At 56.2% G+C, this 21,320-nt stretch carries 22 protein-coding genes; 14 read left to right on the forward strand and 8 right to left on the reverse strand.

Going from position 1 to position 21,320, the window contains the following annotated elements; translation table 11 throughout:
* The first annotated feature begins 75 nt into the window (after positions 1 to 75).
* Entirely contained in the window at positions 76 to 867 is a 792-nt protein-coding gene (locus tag GN111_RS17415; RefSeq protein ID WP_155304969.1) for a TatD family hydrolase, read from the forward strand.
* Between the two features lie 154 nt (positions 868 to 1,021).
* On the opposite strand, the gene GN111_RS17420 is transcribed toward GN111_RS17415, so the two are convergent.
* The 3 genes from GN111_RS17420 to GN111_RS17430 form a co-directional block, all read right to left on the reverse strand.
* The gene (locus GN111_RS17420) at positions 1,022 to 2,212 is read right to left on the reverse strand and encodes a vWA domain-containing protein (protein WP_155304970.1); all 1,191 of its coding nucleotides are present in this window, start codon (positions 2,210 to 2,212) and stop codon (positions 1,022 to 1,024) included.
* A 2-nt stretch (positions 2,213 to 2,214) separates the two neighbouring features.
* Positions 2,215 to 3,069, reverse strand: coding sequence for an AAA family ATPase (locus GN111_RS17425; protein WP_155304971.1), 855 nt, complete (start codon positions 3,067 to 3,069; stop codon positions 2,215 to 2,217).
* Positions 3,070 to 3,140: 71 nt separating this feature from the next.
* Complete coding sequence (locus GN111_RS17430; protein ID WP_155304972.1) at positions 3,141 to 4,211, reverse strand: uroporphyrinogen decarboxylase/cobalamine-independent methonine synthase family protein; 1,071 nt, start codon at positions 4,209 to 4,211, stop codon at positions 3,141 to 3,143.
* Positions 4,212 to 4,481: 270 nt separating this feature from the next.
* On the opposite strand from GN111_RS17430, the gene GN111_RS17435 reads away from it, so the two are divergent.
* From GN111_RS17435 to GN111_RS17445, 3 genes are all read left to right on the forward strand, one after another.
* Positions 4,482 to 4,895, forward strand: a complete 414-nt coding sequence (locus GN111_RS17435; protein WP_155304973.1) for a hypothetical protein — start codon at positions 4,482 to 4,484, stop codon at positions 4,893 to 4,895.
* A gap of 88 nt (positions 4,896 to 4,983) precedes the next feature.
* A complete protein-coding gene (gene tatA, locus GN111_RS17440; RefSeq protein ID WP_155304974.1) occupies positions 4,984 to 5,166 on the forward strand; it encodes a twin-arginine translocase TatA/TatE family subunit in 183 nt (60 codons plus the stop codon).
* A 122-nt stretch (positions 5,167 to 5,288) separates the two neighbouring features.
* Entirely contained in the window at positions 5,289 to 6,074 is a 786-nt protein-coding gene (locus GN111_RS17445) for a substrate-binding periplasmic protein (RefSeq protein ID WP_155304975.1), read from the forward strand.
* A 46-nt stretch (positions 6,075 to 6,120) separates the two neighbouring features.
* Here the strand turns inward: GN111_RS17445 and GN111_RS17450 are convergent, their stop codons facing one another.
* Positions 6,121 to 7,005 (reverse strand): phospholipase A, encoded by an 885-nt coding sequence (locus tag GN111_RS17450; RefSeq protein ID WP_170302351.1) that lies wholly within the window; start codon positions 7,003 to 7,005, stop codon positions 6,121 to 6,123.
* A 263-nt stretch (positions 7,006 to 7,268) separates the two neighbouring features.
* On the opposite strand from GN111_RS17450, the gene GN111_RS17455 reads away from it, so the two are divergent.
* From GN111_RS17455 to GN111_RS17470, 4 genes are read left to right on the forward strand one after another with little or no spacing between them, the layout of a single operon-like run.
* Entirely contained in the window at positions 7,269 to 9,206 is a 1,938-nt protein-coding gene (locus GN111_RS17455) for a DUF294 nucleotidyltransferase-like domain-containing protein (protein WP_155304977.1), read from the forward strand.
* A gap of 41 nt (positions 9,207 to 9,247) precedes the next feature.
* On the forward strand, positions 9,248 to 11,461 hold the full coding sequence (locus GN111_RS17460; RefSeq protein WP_155304978.1) for a cache domain-containing protein: 2,214 nt from the start codon (positions 9,248 to 9,250) through the stop codon (positions 11,459 to 11,461).
* Positions 11,458 to 12,135 (forward strand): response regulator transcription factor, encoded by a 678-nt coding sequence (locus GN111_RS17465; protein WP_155304979.1) that lies wholly within the window; start codon positions 11,458 to 11,460, stop codon positions 12,133 to 12,135. Before GN111_RS17460 ends, GN111_RS17465 begins: the two co-directional genes overlap by 4 nt.
* A 45-nt stretch (positions 12,136 to 12,180) precedes the next feature.
* Positions 12,181 to 12,366 carry a DUF2065 domain-containing protein gene (locus GN111_RS17470; RefSeq protein WP_155304980.1) on the forward strand — a complete coding sequence of 62 codons (186 nt, stop codon included), beginning with the start codon at positions 12,181 to 12,183 and terminating at the stop codon, positions 12,364 to 12,366.
* Between the two features lie 3 nt (positions 12,367 to 12,369).
* On the opposite strand, the gene GN111_RS17475 is transcribed toward GN111_RS17470, so the two are convergent.
* Positions 12,370 to 12,969 (reverse strand): lytic transglycosylase domain-containing protein, encoded by a 600-nt coding sequence (locus tag GN111_RS17475; RefSeq protein ID WP_155304981.1) that lies wholly within the window; start codon positions 12,967 to 12,969, stop codon positions 12,370 to 12,372.
* Positions 12,970 to 13,194: 225 nt separating this feature from the next.
* On the opposite strand from GN111_RS17475, the gene GN111_RS17480 reads away from it, so the two are divergent.
* The 3 genes from GN111_RS17480 (at position 13,195) to cmoB (ending at position 16,382) form a co-directional block, all read left to right on the forward strand.
* On the forward strand, positions 13,195 to 14,514 hold the full coding sequence (locus GN111_RS17480; RefSeq protein WP_155304982.1) for a uracil-xanthine permease family protein: 1,320 nt from the start codon (positions 13,195 to 13,197) through the stop codon (positions 14,512 to 14,514).
* Between the two features lie 168 nt (positions 14,515 to 14,682).
* Positions 14,683 to 15,408, forward strand: coding sequence for a carboxy-S-adenosyl-L-methionine synthase CmoA (gene cmoA, locus GN111_RS17485; RefSeq protein ID WP_155304983.1), 726 nt, complete (start codon positions 14,683 to 14,685; stop codon positions 15,406 to 15,408).
* Positions 15,339 to 16,382, forward strand: a complete 1,044-nt coding sequence (gene cmoB / locus GN111_RS17490) for a tRNA 5-methoxyuridine(34)/uridine 5-oxyacetic acid(34) synthase CmoB (protein ID WP_155304984.1) — start codon at positions 15,339 to 15,341, stop codon at positions 16,380 to 16,382. The genes cmoA and cmoB overlap by 70 nt, the downstream gene beginning before the upstream one ends.
* Before the next feature lie 48 nt (positions 16,383 to 16,430).
* Here the strand turns inward: cmoB and GN111_RS17495 are convergent, their stop codons facing one another.
* Together GN111_RS17495 and GN111_RS17500 are read right to left on the reverse strand one after the other, a co-directional pair.
* Complete coding sequence (locus GN111_RS17495) at positions 16,431 to 17,168, reverse strand: lysophospholipid acyltransferase family protein (RefSeq protein WP_155304985.1); 738 nt, start codon at positions 17,166 to 17,168, stop codon at positions 16,431 to 16,433.
* Positions 17,165 to 17,488, reverse strand: coding sequence for a hypothetical protein (locus GN111_RS17500; protein WP_155304986.1), 324 nt, complete (start codon positions 17,486 to 17,488; stop codon positions 17,165 to 17,167). Before GN111_RS17500 ends, GN111_RS17495 begins: the two co-directional genes overlap by 4 nt.
* An 80-nt stretch (positions 17,489 to 17,568) precedes the next feature.
* On the opposite strand from GN111_RS17500, the gene GN111_RS33945 reads away from it, so the two are divergent.
* From GN111_RS33945 to GN111_RS17515, 3 genes are read left to right on the forward strand one after another with little or no spacing between them, the layout of a single operon-like run.
* Positions 17,569 to 18,243, forward strand: coding sequence for a YbjQ family protein (locus GN111_RS33945; RefSeq protein ID WP_231715480.1), 675 nt, complete (start codon positions 17,569 to 17,571; stop codon positions 18,241 to 18,243).
* 10 nt (positions 18,244 to 18,253) lie between these two features.
* Positions 18,254 to 18,703: a YbjQ family protein gene (locus GN111_RS17510; RefSeq protein ID WP_155304987.1), complete on the forward strand. Its 450-nt coding sequence runs from the start codon at positions 18,254 to 18,256 to the stop codon at positions 18,701 to 18,703.
* On the forward strand, positions 18,704 to 19,639 hold the full coding sequence (locus GN111_RS17515; RefSeq protein ID WP_155304988.1) for a M48 family metallopeptidase: 936 nt from the start codon (positions 18,704 to 18,706) through the stop codon (positions 19,637 to 19,639). It abuts the gene before it with no gap.
* Here the strand turns inward: GN111_RS17515 and GN111_RS17520 are convergent.
* Positions 19,541 to 21,133, reverse strand: a complete 1,593-nt coding sequence (locus GN111_RS17520; RefSeq protein WP_170302352.1) for a PilT/PilU family type 4a pilus ATPase — start codon at positions 21,131 to 21,133, stop codon at positions 19,541 to 19,543. The genes GN111_RS17515 and GN111_RS17520 overlap by 99 nt on opposite strands.
* Positions 21,134 to 21,320 lie beyond the last annotated feature (187 nt).

A 21,320-nucleotide genomic window follows, 5' to 3' on the forward strand; every position in this document is an offset into this window, starting at 1 on the left:
TTTTATGTATTTTTTTCCTATTTTTTATGCAACCATTAACAATAACTTACAATCTCGATGCAATCCAAAGAAAAAATGAAACTGTTTGACAGCCACTGCCATTTGGACGACGCCGTTTTCAAGCCGGACTTCGAAAAAATTTTGCAGCGCGCCGCAAAAGCGGACGTGAAGCGGATGATGATCGCCGGCATCGATGAGCACACTTCCGCCCGCGCGGTGGAACTGGCCGAGTCCTTTCCTGAAGTTTACGCATCGGTGGGGGTTCACCCCCATGATGCCCGCTCGTGCAGCGAAAAAACGCTGAGAGAACTGTCTTCTCTATCCCTTCATCCCAAGGTGATGGCCTGGGGAGAGATCGGCCTGGACTTCAACCGGATGTACTCGCCGCAAAAGGATCAGGAACACTGGTTCGTCCGCCAGTTGGAAATCGCCGACCGATTGGAATTGCCCCTGATTTTCCATGAACGCGATAGTCAGGGCCGCTTTCTTGAAATTCTCGAAGCCACACCCGCCAAAGACCGCCGGGCCGTGGTGCACTGTTTCAGCGGCAGCACGTCGGAGTTGGTCCGGTATCTGGACATGGGATTTTACATCGGCATCACCGGCATCGTCACGATTGCCAAACGCGGCAAAACGTTGCGGGATATGCTGCCCCGCATCCCCAAAAACCGCCTGCTGATCGAAACCGACGCCCCCTACCTGACGCCCACGCCCCAACGCAACAGGCATCGACGCAACGAACCGGCCTTTGTCCGCCAGGTGCTGACGAAAGTGGCCGAGGTTCTTGGCGAGGACCTGCAGTCGCTGGCGCAGCAGGTCTGGACCAACACCTGCACTTTGTTTTGCACCGATCCGTCCACGGATTGAATACGAATCCGTGTCCGTCCAGAAATCGGCAAATTTGGTCGAGATCAAGGCTTTCGAAAAATTTTTCCGCAGTCATATAGTCGATATTTCGAGAAAAAAATTTTTCGTATAACGCAGATATCGGGCAAATTGGCCATTTCTGGATGGGCGCGAACTAAGCGGCCATCAGGTGCTGCACTGCCTTCTCCAACCCGTCGATGGACAGTTCGAACATGGGAAAGATCTGCCGGATCATGATGATGGTGCGGGTGTAGTTCCACATGGATGCCGAAACCGGGTTGAGCCAGACGCTGTGGGGAAAAGTGTGCGCCAGCATGCGCAGGCATTCGATGCTGGGGTTGCCGCTGCGGTCCTGAATGTAAATGGATCCATCCCGCGACATCAGTTCATAGGGGGCCATGCTGGCATCCCCGACCACGATGATCCGGGTCTCGGGGTCCAGCCGCGCCAGTTCAGCCATGCGCATGGGCTTGCGATAGCGGGCCGGATCTTCCCAGATGGTATCATAGATCGTGTTATGAAAAAAGAAGGTCCGCACCTCCTTGAATTGAGCCCGGGCATAGTCGAAAAGGGTCTGGACCACTGATACGTAGGGATCCATGGACCAGCCGCCGTTGTCGATGGCAAGGATCACCTTGAGGCGGTCTTTCATCCGGCGGTCGAAGGCGATTTCGATCTCGCCGCCGTTTTTCATGGTTCGGTAGATGCTCTCGTCCACATTCACCTGATCACGCGGCCCGGCGGGCACCATATTGCGCAGCCGCTTCAAGGCTTCCCCCACCATGGCCTGGGTCAGAGGCCCGGAAAGGGAGTAGTCCTTGTAGCGCCGCTCCATGGCCACCTTGACGGCCGATTTGTTGCGCGAAACGCCGCCCACGCGCATTCCGCCGGGATGAAAGCCCGAGTGCCCCACCGGCGAGGTCCCGCCGGTGCCGATCCATTTGCTGCCGCCGTCGTGGCGCCCGTCCTGATCCTTGAGGCGCTGCTTGAAGTATTCGATCAGTTCCTCGGGCGTCATTTTGGAGAGCTGGCTTTCGTCCATTCCTAAAGCATCGGCCATGGTTTTGGGGTCCGCCAGCCACTGCTCCAGCATGGCACGGGCTATCTCGTCCAGTTCCAGGCCTTCTGCGTCGGGCAGTTCGGCCCCCTGGAAATGATGGGCGAACACCTGGTCGAAAAGATCGAAGTAGCGTTCGCTCTTTACCAGGATGGTCCGCGACGCCGTGTAAAATTCATCCAGCGTGGCGATCAGGCGATTGGCCAGCGCCCGGTGAAGGGTCAAAAAGGCCGTGGGGCTCACCGGCACCCCCACCTCCTTGAGCTTGTAGAAAAAAGCCAGGAACATGATCAGAACACCTTGCGCCGGTTGACAAAGCTATTGGCGCGTTCGTAGTCGCCGCTCTTTTTGAACAAAACGCCCAGAAAGGGAACGTCTCCTTTGGCCAGACGCTTGGGCTTGAAGTCCGGATCGGCCTTCAGGGCCCGGATCCAGTTGATCAGCTCCCGGGTGGCCGGCCTCTTTTCCACGGAATCCAGCTCCCGCATGCGGTAGAAAGCGGCAATTGCATTGTCCATCAGGTCATCTTGAATATCCGGGAAGTGCACAGCAATGATCCGGCGCATCATCTTGGGGTCCGGAAAGGCGATATGGTGAAAGTTGCAGCGGCCCAGGAACGGATCGGAAAGGTCCTTCTTGGCGTTGGAGGTGATGACGATCACCGGCCGGTGACGCGCCGGAACAGTTTTGTCGATTTCGATGATGTCGAACTCCATCTGGTCGAGCACATCCAGCATGTCGTCCTGGAAGTCGGTGTCGGCCTTGTCGATCTCGTCGATGAGCAGCACGGTCCGCTTGTCGGCCGCGAAGGCCTGACCGATCTTTCCCATCTTGATATACTCTTCGATATTGCTCACGTCCCGCCGGCTGTCGCCGAAGCGGCTGTCGTTGAGGCGGGTAAGAGTATCGTACTGGTAAAGTGCCTCCACCAGCTTCATGCTGGATTTCACGTTGAGTACGATCAGCGGCATATTGAGGCTTTCGGCGATGGCGTGGGCCAACATGGTCTTGCCGGTACCCGGCTCGCCCTTGAGCAGCAGGGGCATCTCCAGGGCCATGGAGATATTGACGATCTGGGCCAGTTCTTCATCCAATACGTAGCGGGTGGCGCCAGTAAAGGCGGTTTGTTCAGGTTTCGCGTTCATGAATACCTCTTTCTTCAATTGGCATAACTCAGCACAAGGGATGGGGTGAAATCGCCGCTTCCAGGCGAGCGCTACAATCCTTCACGGATTTTGGACGACAGCTCCTTGGTTAGCGCCAGCACACGCTTGGCCAGACCGAGGCTCAGCGATCCGACGCCGCAACTGGGGGTAATGAAGGACTGGCGCAGGATGTCCCGGCGGTCGATGCCCAGGGCTTCCACCTGTTGCAGGCGCGCCTGCATTCCGGCAAACAGGCTCTCCACCGTCTCGCGCTCGATCTCCTCGGGTTTCAGCGTGGGCACGATGCCCCAGGCGAGAAATCCACCTGCGGATAGAAAATCCCGGATCTGGCTCCCGTAAAGAATGAATCGGTCGAAGTAGGCGTAAGCGTCGAAATTCACGATATCGACGCCGGAGTCCAGCACCAGGGACCAGTCCGTATTGGCGCAGACATGGATGCCGGCCAGGCCGCCGTCGGCGTGGATGGCCTCGGCCACCTCCTTGAGGCAGGCCAGGATCTCCTCTTTGGAGATGCTGATCAGTTCGGACGACCCGAATCCGGCCAGGGCAGGCTCGTCGATGAAGACGATCACCGGGCAGCCCGGCCGCGCCAGGGTCTGAATCTGCCAGCGGGCATTGAGCGCCAGCAGCTTTACGGCTACATCGCGCAGGGTTTCGTTGTAAAAAATGGATCGGCCGTCCTGGTCCTTGACGCCGGTGCCGAACGTGATCGGTCCGGTCACCTGTCCCTTGACGGCCACCGGCGGCGTCTTCAAACCGGCCAGGGTATCCACAAGGGCCGCCACCCCCTTGCCGGTGGCCTCGTTCAGGGCAAACCGGGAGCCGGGCAATCGTTCGGGGGAAGCGACTGCCGCCATGTAGTCCTCGAAAAAGGCGAGCAGGTCGGCATCGAACGTCTCGCAGGCCGTATCGATATAGGTTTTCCCGTTCTTTTCGGCGACTGCCGGCATTCCCGGTAAAAACTGAGGCACCATCCCCTCTTCGGGGAAAACTGGCAATTGTGCCCACACCGGAATGGCCGGGGTGTGCTCCATAATCAGACGGGAGGCGGCGACATGATCGTCCAAGGGCATACTGCCGATGAGCAGGGGCAAACAGTCCGGCTGAATTGGCTGTGGCATGATTAGCTTCCTTTCGAGCTTGTCAAGCAAAGACATAAATCTAAATTTTACCACGGCAGTGGCGGTTTAACAATGGTTCACTTGCGGTTCATTTATTTCAGATCCCACTCGCACCGTGATTGACACACATTATCCACAATGATATTGTCTGTCATCGGTTCTGACCCCTTAGTTGATCCGCCGGATGGTCATCGTTGCTGCTTGATGTTCGTCGAGAAATCGGACAAAAATCGCCATTCGTGGACGAGCGCTGTCCGGAATGGAGCTTCAATGGACGGACAGGCCATGGGAAATATCATCTCCCTCACAGCAAAACGCAAATTCACCCAGGGAAAAAGGGACGCCCTGGAACGAAAACGGAAGCTGCTGGCTGTGAGAAAAATTTTCCGGTGCACGCATTGCTCTTCCAAATGCGAAAAATGCGGCGTTCTGATTACGGCAGAAAACCGGCCGGATTTACCTGCCTACAGAATCCCGTATACATTCTGCGAAAGCTGCGCGGAAGAGTATATGGATTACATAGATGCCCTAAGGGGAAACGGAGATGCTTCCCTGTATTGGCACAACGACGCCTGGATGAAGGTGTGGGGCACTTGGATCGAGCACCAGGGTGCCGTGGACAGTTATTTGAAATCAAAAGAGTTTGAACAGTTGCTGGACGAATTGAAAACCGACCGGACCTGATCGCTATGATTGCCCGGGCATTGCCGGGCCAAACCGGAACGACAGGCAATCCGTTCATATCAATGCGTTGGACCACAGGAGGAGAAATATGTTTGGAATCGGAATGCCGGAATTGATCATTATCCTGGTCATCATTCTTATCATCTTCGGGGTGGGCAAGCTTCCCGAAATCGGTGGGGGCATGGGCAAGGCCATCCGCAACTTCAAGGACGCATCCAATAAGGCCGAGACCGAGACGCCGGATAAACTGGAAGATAAAAAAGAAGCATAATCGCCTTTTCGTCCAAACCTATCGCCTTTTCCAAGCCGGACTGCGCCGAAAGCTCTATTCTTCGCAGGTCCGGCTTTTTAATCCTGCACACAGGTCGGATATTGAAACCGTTCGCGACCATTATGCTCGTAGCAGCTTATATCCTTCTATGCCCCCTGATTCCCTGTACGCAAGCAACGACCCTGCAACTGGCTACGGACGACACGCCGGGCAATCCATGGATCATCGGCGGTGGATTGCAATTTAACGAAACGTTGCCGGGAATCGAAATTGAGTTGTACCGTCTCATGGCCGCCCGGCTGGGGCTGAAACTGGACATGGTCCGACTGCCATGGAAGCGCTGTCTCTTGAATATAGAGCGAGGCCTTGTGGATGGCATTTTCCCTGCCAGTTTCAAGCCGGAACGGTTGGCGGTTGGTGTTTATCCCATGAAAAACGGCCAGATCGATCCGCTCAGAAAAAGCCGTGACAGTGCCTACTATCTCTACACTCAAAAAACCGCGCCGTTGGGTTGGGATGGGAATCGATTCGTCAACCTTCACCTGATGGATCGAAAAACCATAGGCGTACCATTGGGATGGTCCATTGCTTCAGACCTGCGCACCATGGGAATGGACCTCCTGGAAAAACCGATGCCGGAGGATCTGCTGGAAATCTTGAACAGAGGCGGCCTTGCCGGCGTAGTCTGCCTGGATACGGTGATGGACACGTATCTTGTACAGCGGCCGAATCGGTTCAGCGGAATTCGTAAAAACCAGCCGGCGGTAACGGAAAATGCCTACTACCTGATGCTTTCCCACCCTTTTGTTGCCCGGCATCCGGTTCTTTCAGAAAACATCTGGGATACCATTGCGGCAATCAAAAACGAAGGCACTTTCAAGGCGGTCATGGAACGCTACCTGCACTAACCCGCCAGGTTGAACCGGCTACCATTGAGTGATGATGCAAGAGGCCCTATCGCACGATGGAAAAGCCCAGGCGGAAAACGTCCTGGCGTTGGTCGTAATGAAGCAGGGTTTCGGCATAACCGCTGTAGTACTGGGCATGCAGATAAAAATTCAGGCTTTTTCCAAACAGCCGGGTCATTGGGTAAGTCAAATCCAATTGCAGGGAACTTCCCTCGTCCGCCCACCACAGGTGTGACTTCAAGGCCACCCCTTCCGGATCCGCGATGGCCACTTCCAGGTCCACATATCCCCGATAATCTTCCAGATCCTCGTTGGTATCGTCGTCGTTGTTAATGTAAGTAAAAAATTTGGGTGCAATTTTAAGGTGATAATCGCCGGCCAGATGAATCGCCATGACCGGCTTGAGATAAAGATAGTTGGTGCTTCGGGAGTCTTCGCCCCCCTTGCCGTTAGATTCATGCTGAAACCCGCCCTGGATCCCGAAAGCGGAAATGCGCGTGCTTTTCAGCTCGATTTTGGGCAAGAGGTAGAACAGCTCCGGCATGTAGCTGGTGTCGTCAAAGGGTTTGGAATTCGCTTCCAGATCCCAGATGGACCGCTGGGTATACCCGAGATGGAATCCGGACAGCCACGCTGCCTTTGCGGCCATCCATCCCGCTGGGTTAAACAGGCGATATTTGAGACTCAACTGAAATTTGCTTTCCTCTAACCCCGGATCGACCCCAAAAAGAAAATAGATGGGCTCATAGATCGACAGGTCGTCCAGGAAAGATTGGGTCAAAAGGGCTCCTTCATCCAACGGCACCTGTTGCCCTTCCCACCCTTGAGAAGAAGTTTTTTCCGCGGGCGGTGCTTCCTGCTCGTCCGCCTGGGCAACAGCAACGGTCAGCAGGATCAGCAATACGGCTACCCATTGGCATCCCTTGGTCATCTTTGCTCCTTTCTTGCCACTGGTCGGCTTGCCGGTCGACCGGCCATACATCCGGATCCGATACAGCACTGGTTTCAGAAAACGCTTTCAGGAACGGAAACGGGACGATTGTTGTCCTTTCGACACAGACCTCCGCCTTTTTCGTTGGCTTACCGATACCGGCAGTTGATATTTCGCCGGAGGATGTACTATGAACGAATCTCGATGACAATCACAACCTCAAGCGCCATTGCCTTCCCCACCGGTTGGCGAGGACAGATAAAATGGAAACCGATGCGCTGCTGTCCATACTGAAAAGAACCGACCCGTTTGCCCTGCTGAAACCGGAGGCCCTCGCTCCGTTATGCAACAGCCTGACCGTTCGCAACTACGATGCGGGCGCATATATCTTTCGCCAGGGAGAGCCCGGCTGCGATTGTCTTTTCGTCATTGCACAGGGTCTGGTCGAAATTCTCGTCGAAGACGATTGCCGGGTGGAGTCCACCGTCGGTCTGCGGCGGGCTTTTGATTTTTTCGGTGAAACCGTGGTGCTTTCCGGTCAGCGCTATCCGGGATCGGCGCGGGCCAAAGAGGCGCTGACCTGCCTGTGCATCTACCGCAGCGATCTGGAAGCCCTGATTTACAGCCATCCCGAATTTTCCGGATTTTTCAACACCCTCCTGGCAGAGCGCATGCGACTGCTATATGAGCGTAATATCACCGACCGTTCCTGCCTGATTTCTCCGACCGGGACGCCTCGAATGTTTCGGGATCAGGTGAGCCGGGTCATGTCCACCCCTTTGCAAACCTGTCGGGAGGATGCACCCGTGGCCCAGGCGGCGCGCAAGATGATGCAGCGTCAGGTGGGATGTCTGGTGGTGGTCGATGACGTCGGCCGCTTCCGTGGGATTCTCACCGACCGCCATCTGGTAGGCGGATTGGTCGCCGAGCCGGTCTGCGCAATCGACAACTGCACGGTTGGCCGGCTCATGGATCCGCGACTGGTCGCCATTTCGCCGGAAGCTTATCTGGGAGAAGCCCTGGTTGCCATGGTACGCAACCGGACCCGCCAACTGGTGGTCATGGAACGGAACCTGCCCGTGGGTATCGTGGCCTTTTCCGATCTGCTGCGGTCCCAGTCGGCGGACAGCCTGATGCGCATCCACGACATTGCCGAGCAGACGGATATCGAGGGGCTGGCCACCGTAAGTGCCGGCATCGACCGGGTGCTGGATGCCCTGGTGGAAGAACGGGCCGGTGTGCGGGAAACCATGGAAATCATGACCCGGCTCAACGACCGCATTACCCGCAAGGTCATTGAACTCAGCGAGGACCGCATGAAAACCGACGGATGGGGACCGCCGCCGGTGGACTACTGCTGGATCAACATGGGCAGCGCGGCTCGCTACGAACAGACCCTGAGAACCGACCAGGACAACGCCATCATTTTCGCCGATCCCGCACAGGCCGATGCCGATGCGACCGCCCGCTATTTTCGGCACCTGGCCGAACAGGTGGTCGACGGTCTGGCCCGCTGCGGTTTCGAACGTTGCACCGGCGGCGTGATGGCCAGCAATCCCAAATGGTGCCGGTCCATATCCCGATGGCTCGATGGCGCCCGCCAATGGATGACCTCACCGGACCCCGAAGATATCCGGACCCTGACGATTCTACTGGACTTTCGATCCCTGTGGGGCAACACCAGCCTGGCCGACACCCTTTGGGAAGGGGTCAGCAGGGCATTTTCCGACTCCACCAGCGCCGGCCACATGCTCTCCCGCGACGACCAGAAACTGGCCGCCCCCATCGGTTTTCTCGGCAAAATCGTTACCGAGCGCAGCGGCCCCCATAAAGGGCGCCTCAACCTCAAGACGACCGCTTTGGTTCACATGGTCAACGCCGTACGATTGCTGGCCGTCCATCAGGGGATCTCGACGCCGTCCACCCTGGATCGGCTGGACCGGCTGGCCGAAAAGCGGTTTTTGAGCCCGGAGGATGCCGCCTTCTACAAGGCCGGCTTCGAAACACTCATGATGTTCCGGATCCGGGAAAACCTGAAACGGGTGAGGGCCGGCGAATCGCCGGACAACACCCTGGATCCGAAAACGCTGGACAAGAGCGAAACCCTTTTGCTCAAAGACGCCCTTTCCGCCGTCAGTCAGCTTCAAAAACGCATCGGCAAAACATTTCAGGTGCCATGGATGAACTTTTTCGGCCATTAGGCTGCCGCTGTTGGCCGCTTTATTGGTGAAAGGCAGACCGCATGACAACCTTCCGCTTTTTTGAGAACCTCCGCATTCGTCACAAGCTGCTGCTGAGTTACCTGCTCACTTTCTGCATAATCATCGCATTGGGATCGACGGTGATCTATCACATCGTAAGGGATACCATCGAAGCCAACATCGAAAGCGAATTGAAAAATTCCACCGACGCCATGCTGAACATGGTCCGAACGTCGGTTTCGGTTGCCATCAAAAATCACCTGCGAGCCGTGGCCGAGAAAAACCTTGAGATGGTAAACCACCTGTATTCGCTTTACCAGAATCGCGAATTTACCGAAGCCCAGGCCAAGAAACTGGCCGTCTCGATCCTGCTCGCCCAGCGCATCGGTACGACGGGTTACAGCGCCTGTGTTTCCAGCAAGGGCTTCATGCTGGTGCATCCGGAGGCGGAGTGGATCGGCCAGGACATCAACCAGTACGCCTTTGTCCGGCAGATGCGCGAAAAACGCAACGGCTATATCGAATATGACTGGAAAAACCCCGGCGAAAACAATGCGCGCACCAAGGCCATGTATATGGCCTACTTCGAACCGTGGGACTGGATTATTGCGGTCACTTCCTACCGGCGGGAGTTCAGCAGCCTGGTGAACGTCGATGACTTTCGCAACAGCGTGATGTCCCTGAAGTTTAGTCAAAGCGGGTATGCTTTCGTTACCGACAACAAGGGCAACGTGATCATCCATCCCAGCTTGCAGGGCGTCAATGTGTTCTCCAACGCCGAATTTTCAAACTATCCGCTGGAAACCATGCTCAAAGAAAAAAGCGGAACGATCATCTACCCCTGGAAAAACCCGGGCGAGAAGCATTTTCGCAAAAAGCTGGTGCGGTTCACCTACCTGCCCGATTACGAATGGATCGTAGCCTCCTCCAGTTACCTGGACGAATTTTACGAACCGCTGACCAAATTGAGCAATGTGATCATATTTACGGTGCTGGGATGCATTCTTCTGGTCCTGCCCATCACGGCCCTGATCAGTGCCTCCATTACCAATCCGCTGGCCGAACTGGTCAGCCGCCTGGAGCAGGGCACCAAAGGAGACCTATCCGTGAGGCTTGATCGGGACGCCAATGACGAGGTGGGCCGGCTGGCCAGATATTTCAACAGCTTCATGGAACGCCTCGAGGATTACAACCGCAATCTGGAAGCGGAGATCAACGAGCGCAAGGAGGCGGAAGTGGCCCTGCGGTACAGCGAAAACCGATATCGGTCGGTGATCGAAGCCATGCCCGATGCCATGGTGGTCTACGACATGGAAGGCCGGGTGACCTTCCTGAACCCGGCCTTCACGGATGTATTCGGCTGGACCGCCGAAGAGTGCGTGGGCAAAAAACTGGATCATTTCGTTCCCAGGGAAAACTGGGAAGAAACCCTAAAGGGCCTGAAAACCATTACCTCGGGCAAACCCCTGTCCAGCGTAGAGACCCGGCGACTGACCAAAAGCGGTCAAATCATCGATGTAAGCACCCGCGGGGCCGTTTACCGGGACCCGAACGGTCTGCAGGTGGGCAGTGTGATCATTCACCGCGATGTCTCCGAACTCAAACGTCTGGAAAAGCAGGTGATGAATATCGGCGACCGGGAACGTCAGAAGATCGGCCAGGATCTCCATGACGACCTTTGTCCCCACTTGATCGGCGTGGAAGGCCTGGGCAAAGTGCTGGTGAGAAAACTCTCGCCCAAGGCCCCCGAAGAGGCTCATCTGGCGGGAAAAATTACCGGATTGGTGAAAGATGCCATCACAAAAACCCGTCGTCTGGCTCGGGGTCTGTGTCCCGTCTATCTGGTCGATCGCGGTCTGGAGTCTTCCTTGAGGGAACTGGCCACAGGCACCGAATCCGTATTCGGGGTAGCCTGCAGGTTCGTCTGTAGGATGCCGGCACGTATTCAGGACAATCTCGTTGCCACCCATCTGTTTCACATCGTGCAAGAGGCGGTGCACAATGCGGCGCGCCATGGGCAGGCAACGGCGATCACCATCACCATGGACGGCGACAAAGATCGCATGCAGTTGTCCGTCGAAGACAACGGCATCGGCATTCCGGAGGATCTTGAAACCGAAGGCATGGGCTTGCGCATCATGGGGTTTCGTGCCAATATGATCCACGCCGTTTTGGATATCCAATCCCCTGAGCCAGGCGGCACCCTGGTACGCGTTTCCCTTGGCAGAACTTCGGCGACAACCATGGAGCCATGACAGACAAGAAAAAAATACTCATCGTCGAGGACCATCCGATATTCAGGTGGGGCTTGAGCGAATTGATCAATCAGGAGCCCGATATGGTCGTATGCGGGGATGCCACTGATGCTGCCGGCGCCTGGAAAGCCATCGAGCGGCTCAAACCGGACCTGATCATCGCCGACATCACGTTGGAGAACTCCGACGGCATCGACCTGACCAAGGAGGTCAATCGCCGCAACAAAGGCATTCCAGTACTGATTCTTTCCATGCACGATCAGTTTCTCTACGCCGAAAGGGCGCTGCATGCCGGTGCCCGGGGGTATATCATGAAGCAGGAGGCCATGGAAAACGTGGTCACCGCCATTCGCCAGGTACTTGTGGGCAAAATCTATCTCAACGAAAAGGTAAAGGACCAGATTCTTTTCAACCTGGCCGATCGCCCCGCCGGCAACAACCGATCCCCCTTGGATCGCCTTACGGATCGGGAGCTGGAAGTGTTCCGCATGATCGGCAAAGGCTTCTCCACCCGTGAAATTGCCTCCAAACTGCACCTGAGCATCAAAACCATCGGTACCTACCGAGAGCGGATCAAGGAAAAACTCAACCTCAAACATGCCAACGAGCTGGTGCGCCACGCCGTTCACTGGGAAAAAACCGGAGAGGTCCCCGAAGAAGAGCCCCTTCCTTGACCGCAGATTCCGAACTGAAACCGAAAATGGCAATATGGGTATAAAATGGATTACTTTCTCTGCGTTCTCGGTATGGTGATGATCATTGAAGGTGTCCCCTATTTCGCTGCACCGGACCGCATGAAATCGTGGATGGCCATGATTATGGAAATGGCACCGGGGACCCTGCGCCGCTTCGGATTGGTGATGATGGTGGCTGGATTGGCGCTGGTTTACCTGGGGCGACGGTAGATATCATCCCTTCTTGTACAGATAAAAATACTTCATCACCCGCTTCACGTAAGCCTCGGTTTCCGGGATGGGGGGGATGCCCCGATAGAGATCTACCATCCGGGGGCCGGCATTGTAGGCCGCCAGAGCCAAGGGGAGCTGGCCGTCGAATCGCTTGATCAGTGCTTTTAAATAGCGTGCCCCACCCATGATGTTCTGCCAGGGATCGAAGGGGTCGTGGACCTCGAAAGCCTTGAGGTTTTGCGGCATGATCTGCATCAGTCCCAGTGCCCCCTTTTTGGATACGGCCTTGGGGTTGAAGGCCGACTCGGCCCGGATCACCGCTTTGATCAAAGGAAAATCAAGCCCGTGAAGGCCGGCCGCTTCGTCGATATAGCGGTCGAAACGGTTGGCATCCATACCGCCGCCCCGGCGCTTGGGGCGCTCCTTGATGTAAATCCGGTAGTCGCTTGAGGTAGGGGCATTGGTGAAATGCATCACGCCCTGACTGTCGATATACATATAGATATCGGCCAGCGCCGGTGAAGCCAGCAGGACCAGCAGGCAACCGGCGACCCAACCGCCGTGTCGGCGGCGCAGATATGTTCGAATGGCTTCAATCATGGCTTCTCTCGTCAAAGGAAGCAAGGGGTTTGTTTCGCCCGGCTCCCGCTGACGCTTCTATCGGCACAACTTGTGGATTTATAAAGTTTTTTCTTCCTCAAGGCAAGAAAAAAGGTAAAGCACGACGTAGAAACGCCATGCTTGACACGCCCAAGGTTTCCACATATAGAGCGGTTCAACTTTCTCGTCCACCGAAGCAAAATTCCCATTATAAAAGGAGGTGCCATGTCCGTAGAGAACCCCGCTGCCGAGTATTCTTTCCGCCCCAAGGACAGTCTGGTGGGCGCCCAGATGCTGTTTGTCGCCTTCGGCGCCCTGGTCCTGGTTCCCCTGCTCACCGGTCTGAACCCCAATGTCGCCCTGTTCACCGCCGGAGTAGGCACCCTGATCTTCCAGTTCATTACGAAACGCATGGTTCCCATTTTCCTGGCTTCCTCCTTTGCCTTCATTGCGCCGATTATCCACGGGGTCAATACCTGGGGAATTCCCGGCACCATGTGCGGCCTGGTAGCCGCCGGGTTGCTGTATGTGGCCCTGAGCCTCTGTATTAAAATCTTCGGTTCCGGCTTTCTGCACAAACTGCTTCCGCCCGTCGTGGTGGGCCCGGTCATCATGGTCATCGGTCTGGTGCTGGCTCCCGTGGCCGTCAACATGGCCATGGGCCGCACCGGCGACGGCAGCGCCTGGCTGGTCCCCCAGAGCACGGCCATGATCGTGGCCGGCGTGGCCCTGATCGTGACCGTTCTCGCGTCCCTGCTGGGCAAAGGCTGGCTGCGTCTGATCCCCATACTCATCGGCGTCGGCGCCGGCTATGTTGCCGCCCTGATCCTCGATCTCGTCGGCATCTCGGGCACGATCCAATCCGGATTCGATCCGGGGAGCCTGAAGAACTTTACCGGCCCCGCCCTGGTCAGTTTTAAACCGCTGGTGGACGCGCCCTGGTTCGCCGTTCCAGATTTCGTCTTCCCCGAATGGAACCTCCAGGCAATCTTTTTTATCGTTCCGGTAGCCATTGCGCCGGCCATCGAACATTTCGGAGATATCCTGGCCATCGGCAACGTCACCGGCAAAGACTACGTCGAGAATCCGGGAATTCACCGCACCATGATGGGTGACGGTATCGCCACATCCATGGCTTCCTTGCTGGGGGGACCGCCCAACACCACCTACAGTGAGGTAACCGGTGCGGTGACCCTGACCCGTATGTTCAATCCCGGGATTATGACCTGGGCAGCCCTGTTTGCCATTGCCCTGGCCTTTATCGGCAAGATGGGCGCCCTGCTGCAGACCATTCCGGTGCCGGTAATGGGCGGGATCATGCTGCTTTTGTTCGGCGCCATTACGGTGGTGGGCCTCAACACCCTGGTAAAATCCGGGGAAGATCTCACCGAATCCCGCAATCTGACCATTGTCGCCTTGATTTTGGTCTGCGGCATCGGAGGTATGGTGCTCCCCTTCGGGAAATTTACCCTTGGTGGCATCGGCCTTGCCGGTGTGCTGGGGGTTGTTCTCAATCTGATCCTGCCGGCCCAAAATAAGAACTGATCCGACGCTGTCCGTTCATCGTAAAAACGCCCCTCCGGCACCCGTCCGGAAGGGGCGTTTTCATGTTCGGACAGCTAACCGAGCGGCTGTCTTGACACCGCGGCCGGTTTACCCGATGATACGGGAAATGCCTCTATGGACAGATGCCCGGTGCCTTTGGAGTACTTCATGACCAGAGATCTTATCTACCGCAATCGGCAGGATCCGATTGCCCCTTTCGAGTTCAACGCCGCTGTAGCCGATGTCTTCGACGACATGATCCACCGCTCCGTGCCGATGTATGCCGAAATCATCCGCCGGCAGGCCCAAATTATCGAAATCGCTGCTCCCAAAGGAGCGCGAATTTACGATCTGGGATCTTCGACCGGCAATCTGGCACTGGCCCTTTGTGAACGAATGCCTGCCGGCACGTTCGAACTGACGGCCGTTGACACCTCTCAGCCCATGCTCGACATTTCCGCAAAACGCCTGAATGCCATCGACCGGCCGACAGATGTCACCCACGTGAATGCCGACGTTCGCTGCATCGCCATGGAATCGGCCGGTGCCGTGGTGGCCAACTTTACCCTGCAATTCATCCCGCCGGCGGACAGGGATGCGCTTCTGGAAAAAATACACGGGTCATTGGTGCCTGGTGGAATCTTCCTATTTTCGGAAAAAACCATTCACCCGGATCCGGGGTTGGCGGATCTGCAGGTGGATTTTTACTACCGCTTCAAAAAGGAAAACGGATACTCGGAGCTGGAGATCAGCCAGAAGCGCGACGCCCTGGAAAACGTTCTGGTTCCTGAAACCGTTGCTGCCCATCAGGAGCGGTTGCGGCGATGCGGGTTTACCGCTTGCGATCTCTGGCTGAAGTGGTTCAATTTCTGCTCGTGGATCTGCACGCGATGAGCCATCTGGAAGACCTTGGCAACGACCCTGTAATCGGGACTTTCCTGCCGGAGCTGATCCGCCTGGTGGACCGGAAAACGGCAGAGATATCGCAGCAGAACAAAAAGGGCCGGGAACTTGAAGGGGCGCTGGAAGACCTGCCCCGGGCGGAACCGTCTTCCGTAGATGCGAACCGGGATCGGATACGAATCGGCGCTGCCGGCGATCTCGACAAATCCTCTAAAGAAGCCCTTTTCAACGCCCTGTGTCGGCTGAAACCCTGGCGGAAAGGACCCTTTGACGTCTTCGGCGTGGCTCTGGACAGCGAGTGGAACAGCGCCATCAAATGGAACCGGCTGGCCGAACACTTAGGTCCGCAGCGCGGCAAGCGGATCCTGGACATCGGGGCCAGCAATGGCTATTACATGTTCCGCATGGCCGCCCGAAAGCCGGCCCTGATCATTGGGATCGAACCCCATCTCAACTACTACTTCCAGTTCCTGGCCCTGTCTCGCTACCTGACATTTACCAGCCTGTACAACCTGCCCCTGAAACTGGAGGAACTGCCGGCATTGAATGGCTGTTTCGACACGGTGCTTTGCATGGGCATCCTCTATCACCGCCGATCCCCATTGGACACGTTACTGCAAATTCGCGAGCGCATGGTTCCCGGAGGACAGTTAGTGCTGGAAACCCTGGTTCTGGAAGGCGAAAACGAAATGGCCCTGTTTCCCGAAAAGCGCTATGCCAAAATGAAGAATGTCTTCTTCATCCCCACGGTCGCCTGCCTGGGCCACTGGCTGCGGCGAACAGGATTTCAAGATGTGCGCTGCGTGGACATCTCCAAAACCACCATAGAAGAGCAGCGCAAAACAGCATGGATCGACACCCAGAGCCTGGAGGACTTTCTCGATCCCGAAGACCCCGCGAAAACCGTCGAAGGCTACCCTGCGCCGATGCGGGCCATGGTGTTGGCTAACGCCGCAGATTCCTGATGTCGGCCGATTCGCCGCTGGATTGATTTGCCCACGGTCGGCGTTTTTTCAGGCGGTGGGAATTTTTTCAAGGGCCGCTGTAATCGTCCGATGGACCTTGTCCGACAGCGCCTGCACCGACAAATCGGCAAACTGCTCGGGAAAAATGGGGTCCAGCACACGGATGTACATATGCTGCCGGCCGTGAAAATTGAGGCTGTACTTGGGCAGGGCGGCATGGGTGCCGTTGATCGCCACCGGTAGAATCGGCACGCCCATCTTTTTGGCCAGAATGAAGGCCCCCGGTTTAAAGGCTTTGATATCGCCGGTTTTCGAGCGGGTTCCTTCGGGAAACATGAAAATGGAATTGCCCTTGGAAAGGGCCTTCTCGCAATCGGCAAACATCCGGGCGATGCCCGCCTTGTCTCCGCGTTTGAGCTTGATATAGCGGTTCAGCCGCATGTTCCAACCAATGAACGGGAGATTGAACACTTCGGCCTTGGACACCCATTTAAACGGAATGAAAAGGCGGAACGCCACCAGAATGTCCAGTTGGGACTGGTGATTGGAAACGATGACAAAATGACGCTGCCAGGCGGTTTTTCTCCGGCCCTCCACATGAACCGACCAGGCCGGCATGAGCCACAGGTACAAAGAGGCCCAGAAGGAGGAAAACAGGTGCAGCAGCACCAGTCGCCTGTCAAACGCGAAGGTGAGGAGCCATATCAGCAGGGCAACGACAAAAAAGACGGCGGAGGTTAGGCCGATAAAGATCAAAAATAAAATGGAGATCGACCGGTTGATCATAAATGCAGCCTCCAAGAAGGTTTCAGCAGGTTGATAAACGATCCATTTTGAATTTTACGGCCCACCACCCGTTTTTGTCGGACAGGTGAGGCGATAACTGTGCGGCACCGGATTCGGGCACGGGTTGCTTTGCGGTACCCGCACACCCGGTGGCCATGCCGGCAATTCCGAGAAGCAGGAGAAACCATCCAAGCCGGGGCATTGTAATGAATATTTTTGTTCTCATGTTTTTTTCGTTGTTGCCCGATAATCAGAGATGACAGTTGCCCCGGCTGAACTTTGCCGTACGAATCGAGGTCGTTGATATCGTTGGCGATCAAGAATCGAACCGGGTTCGTCCGGAAACCCGGCAAACGGGGTTTGGATGAAAACCGAAAACACGACCAGGAGAATGCCAATTATGAGTGATCGCTACACCGTTATCTTCGACGGCAGAATCATGCCCGGGAAAAATGCGGACATGGTCAAGGAACGCTTGAAATCGGCGTTGAAGACCGATGACCAGGGGCTCGCCAGACTATTCACCGGCGATCCCGTGGCCGTGCGCAAGTCCACGGACAAGGCAACCGCCGAAAAGTACAAAAAGGTGTTCACCGCCGCCGGGGCCTTTTGTGAAATCCGCAAAGACGAGCCACCCGGAACCCCAAGACCAGAAACGCAGGCCAGCGCACCGGCTCCACCGGAGCCGGCCGACCCGCCGCCGGCGCCACCCGCTTCCCAAGTGAAGACGCACTATACCACGACATCGGACGGAGGAAAAATGGTAATCACGAATATCGAGACGGTTCCCGGCAGGACGGTAACGGAACATTTCGGTCTGGTTTCAGGCAGCACCATCCGGGCCAAGCACATCGGCCGCGATTTCATGGCCGGTTTGAAAAACCTGGTGGGCGGCGAACTCAAAGGCTATACCCAACTGCTTCAGGAGTCCCGCCAGCAAGCCATGGACCGTATGGTCGAAGAAGCCCGCCTTATGGGCGCCAATGCCATCGTCAATGTCCGCTTCTCCACCTCTTCCGTGGCCCAGGGGGCGGCCGAGCTTTACGCTTACGGCACCGCGGTCAGGGTGCAATAGGAGAGGGGCCATGATTGACCTGATTATTTTTCTGACACTGCTGGCTTTAGGATACGGTGCCGGCACCTGGGCCGAAAAACGGCACTACCGCTCCATTGCCCAACGCGAAGAAGCCACCATCAACCTGCCCGCCGTCACGTTGAAATCCGTGTCCGTCCCGGAAGACAAGATACGGGCCAGTCAGTTGGTTTACGGCAGCGCGGTAATTTCGGTGGATTACTTCAAACGTATCCTGGCCGGTCTGCGCAATATTTTCGGAGGGAAGGTCAAATCCTACGAGAGCTTGGTGGACCGGGCCCGTCGGGAGGCGCTGCTGCGCATGAAGGAGATGGCCGGGGACGCCACGGTGATCGTCAACGTCCGCATCGAGACGTCCGCCATCGGCAAGCAATCCAGACGCAAGAATATCGGCTGTCTGGAAGCCGTGGCCTACGGAACGGCGCTGACCGTGGAGAAGTAGGTGAAGTTTACCGCCCGGCGCATCCCGACCAACGTCAACGTTTCGGGCACCCATCCGCTCAAGGAGTTTGCCATTCTGGCCGGGGGTCTGCTGGCCATCGCCGTTGGCCTTTATCTGGCTCTGGGCCTGGCCGTGGATCTGATCGTTCCCCGGATCTCCATGAATCTGGAAAAAAAGTTGGCCGGGGCCTTCGTGGGACGGTTGGCGGAATCGGACCAGGCTACAGACGCCACGCGAAGCGTTCAGGCCATAGTGGACAGGCTGCAAGCCCGGTGTGCCCTTTTGCCGTACACCATTACCGTCCACGTCCAGGAGGCCGACGCCGTCAATGCCGCGGCCCTGCCCGGCGGTCACATGCTGGTCTTCACCGGCTTGCTGAAAAAAATGACTTCGGAAAATGAACTGGCGTTTGTTCTGGCCCATGAGTTGGGCCATTTCGCCCATCGAGACCACTTGCGGGGGCTGGGGCGGGCCCTGGTGCTGCTGACCGTCTCCACCGTGCTGCTGGGCGCGGACAACGACATCAACGGCATGATCGGTCAGGGCATGCAGCTCACCGAATTGAATTTTTCGCGAAACCAGGAAACCCGGGCCGACGAATTTGCCCTGGAAACCCTGGCCTGCCATTACGGCCATGTGACAGGCGCCACGGATTTTTTCGCTAAGATTCCCGCCGAAGCAGATCCGGGCCGTTTCGGCCACTATTTCGCCTCTCACCCGGAAAACCGTCGGCGCATCGAGCATCTGAAAACGATGGCCCTTCAACGCGGTTACCCCTCCGGCGAATTACGCCCCCTGCCGGCGGACCTGGAGGAATTAGACACACCCTCCCCGCAGTTAAACGGGGGAATGGGATTGAATCAAACCCCGGTAAAAAACATCGTCTTCGCAGTGAGCCAGTCCGTCCTCTACATGAATCAAACCTTTTCGCGCTAATTTGGCCAGTGATATATCGATGCTCTGAAAGTCATCGCTGCCGGCCTGCATCTGGGATCGGACCTGGTGCGTCTTTGCGTCCCGGACAAATCCTTTCATCCGTTGGCTGTTGACAAAATATTCCAGGGCCAGAATTCGTCCTTTGCCGTCTTTCCGGGGCACCAGACGTTGTGCGAAAGAAACGAGCAGCGACTCGGCCAGCGTGAGACGAATCAGGTTCTGCTCGTAAGGATCGAACATGTTGACGACCCGCTCGACAATCGAGGTGGAGTTGTCCGAGTGGACGGTGGACAGAACCAGATGGCCCGAATTGGCGGCTTGAAGAGCGATGCGGAAGGTTTCCTTGTCCCGCATCTCGCCGACCACGATAACATCCGGTGCCTGCCGCAAAACATGGCGCATGCCCTGGGCAAAAGAGTTCACGTCGCGTCCGATTTCACGCTGGCTGATGTTGCTTTTTTTATGCTTGTGCAGGTACTCCACCGGGTCTTCAAGGGTAATGATGTTGCACCCCCGTTGACTGTTGATGATATCCACCAGGGCCGACAAGGTGGTCGTTTTTCCGTGGCCCGCGGGGCTGGAAACCAAAATCAATCCTTGGGGACGCAAGGCAAAACGAGCGACCCATTCGGGCAGATTCAACCGGTCCAGTGGGGGAATTTCGTCCATGATCCGACGCAGGGCGATCGCCACGGAGTTGCGCTGATGGAACAAAGCGACCCGGAACCTCCCGATACCCGGGTAGGTGGTCGAAAATTCGTAGTCCGTTTTTTCCGAAAAAACGGCCCATTTCTCATCGGAGAGCAACTCCCGGGCATAGCTCATACAATCTTCGGGCGTAAGCGCTGGGATAGCCAACCGTTTCAATGTGTTGGCAACTTTTATGGATGGAGGCGAGCCCGCTGTAAAAATCATATCGTAGGCGTCGGTCTTTTTTAGATAGCGCAACAACGACACGATCTGGGGCGACTTCTCTCCCTTTTCCATCTCCACTAGTTCCGAAAGCGCCTCGCCCTGCAAGCCCGTTCCCGGATTGGTACGAATGCTTCGGATCGCAGTTTCGATCATGAAAGCGGGCATCACTACGGGTTTGATTTTCTTGCCCAGCGAAAACTCCAATTCGCTGATGGTGGCAAAATCCTGTGGATTGATCATACCCAGGACCAGGGTCTGGTTGGTGAGTTCAAGGGGCAGCACCTTCAGGGCGCTTATTTTTTCGAACGGCACCAGTTGAAGCACATCTTCACTGATATTGCGCTCGTACAGGTTGACACCCGGAACGCCAAATTTTCTACTCAGCAGATCCAGCAGGTCTTCCAGGTGGATGAATCCCATTTCGATGAGAATCGATCCCAGTTGCCCGCCAGCCTGGGTCTGCCGCCGAAGTACCTGTTGAAGCTGTTCTGTGTTGATCAATCCATTGCTGATCAACTCTTCGCCGATTCTCCGCTTTTTCGCTTCCTGGGAGTTATTGGGATGTGAATGATCTGCCATAGGTGTGCACTCCTTTTCTTTTTTAAGCGTGAAACAGCAATTCAACCGGCAAGATGGCATGGGCTTTTGTCAACGGCTGTTGATGTAAACCGAATATGCTTTAAAATCAATAACTGAGAATAGAAATGACCGTTTGTATTACGAGTTTTCAGCTTTTCTTGGCGCTTTTTTCGTTGTTGTATGGGTC

Source organism: Desulfosarcina widdelii (genome assembly GCF_009688965.1).
In the GTDB taxonomy this organism is placed as follows: Bacteria; Desulfobacterota; Desulfobacteria; order Desulfobacterales; family Desulfosarcinaceae; genus Desulfosarcina; species Desulfosarcina widdelii.

Excerpts from the sequence above, each read along its gene's own strand:
- GN111_RS17415 (WP_155304969.1), top strand. The coding sequence starts at position 76 with ATGAAACTGTTTGACAGCCACTGCCATTTGGACGACGCCGTTTTCAAG.
- GN111_RS17420 (WP_155304970.1), bottom strand. The coding sequence starts at position 2,212 with ATGTTCCTGGCTTTTTTCTACAAGCTCAAGGAGGTGGGGGTGCCGGTG.
- GN111_RS17425 (WP_155304971.1), bottom strand. The coding sequence starts at position 3,069 with ATGAACGCGAAACCTGAACAAACCGCCTTTACTGGCGCCACCCGCTAC.
- GN111_RS17430 (WP_155304972.1), bottom strand. The coding sequence starts at position 4,211 with ATGCCACAGCCAATTCAGCCGGACTGTTTGCCCCTGCTCATCGGCAGT.
- GN111_RS17435 (WP_155304973.1), top strand. The coding sequence starts at position 4,482 with ATGGACGGACAGGCCATGGGAAATATCATCTCCCTCACAGCAAAACGC.
- tatA (WP_155304974.1), top strand. The coding sequence starts at position 4,984 with ATGTTTGGAATCGGAATGCCGGAATTGATCATTATCCTGGTCATCATT.
- GN111_RS17445 (WP_155304975.1), top strand. The coding sequence starts at position 5,289 with ATGCTCGTAGCAGCTTATATCCTTCTATGCCCCCTGATTCCCTGTACG.
- GN111_RS17450 (WP_170302351.1), bottom strand. The coding sequence starts at position 7,005 with ATGACCAAGGGATGCCAATGGGTAGCCGTATTGCTGATCCTGCTGACC.
- GN111_RS17455 (WP_155304977.1), top strand. The coding sequence starts at position 7,269 with ATGGAAACCGATGCGCTGCTGTCCATACTGAAAAGAACCGACCCGTTT.
- GN111_RS17460 (WP_155304978.1), top strand. The coding sequence starts at position 9,248 with ATGACAACCTTCCGCTTTTTTGAGAACCTCCGCATTCGTCACAAGCTG.
- GN111_RS17465 (WP_155304979.1), top strand. The coding sequence starts at position 11,458 with ATGACAGACAAGAAAAAAATACTCATCGTCGAGGACCATCCGATATTC.
- GN111_RS17470 (WP_155304980.1), top strand. The coding sequence starts at position 12,181 with ATGGATTACTTTCTCTGCGTTCTCGGTATGGTGATGATCATTGAAGGT.
- GN111_RS17475 (WP_155304981.1), bottom strand. The coding sequence starts at position 12,969 with ATGATTGAAGCCATTCGAACATATCTGCGCCGCCGACACGGCGGTTGG.
- GN111_RS17480 (WP_155304982.1), top strand. The coding sequence starts at position 13,195 with ATGTCCGTAGAGAACCCCGCTGCCGAGTATTCTTTCCGCCCCAAGGAC.
- cmoA (WP_155304983.1), top strand. The coding sequence starts at position 14,683 with ATGACCAGAGATCTTATCTACCGCAATCGGCAGGATCCGATTGCCCCT.
- cmoB (WP_155304984.1), top strand. The coding sequence starts at position 15,339 with ATGCGGGTTTACCGCTTGCGATCTCTGGCTGAAGTGGTTCAATTTCTG.
- GN111_RS17495 (WP_155304985.1), bottom strand. The coding sequence starts at position 17,168 with ATGATCAACCGGTCGATCTCCATTTTATTTTTGATCTTTATCGGCCTA.
- GN111_RS33945 (WP_231715480.1), top strand. The coding sequence starts at position 17,569 with ATGAGTGATCGCTACACCGTTATCTTCGACGGCAGAATCATGCCCGGG.
- GN111_RS17510 (WP_155304987.1), top strand. The coding sequence starts at position 18,254 with ATGATTGACCTGATTATTTTTCTGACACTGCTGGCTTTAGGATACGGT.
- GN111_RS17520 (WP_170302352.1), bottom strand. The coding sequence starts at position 21,133 with ATGGCAGATCATTCACATCCCAATAACTCCCAGGAAGCGAAAAAGCGG.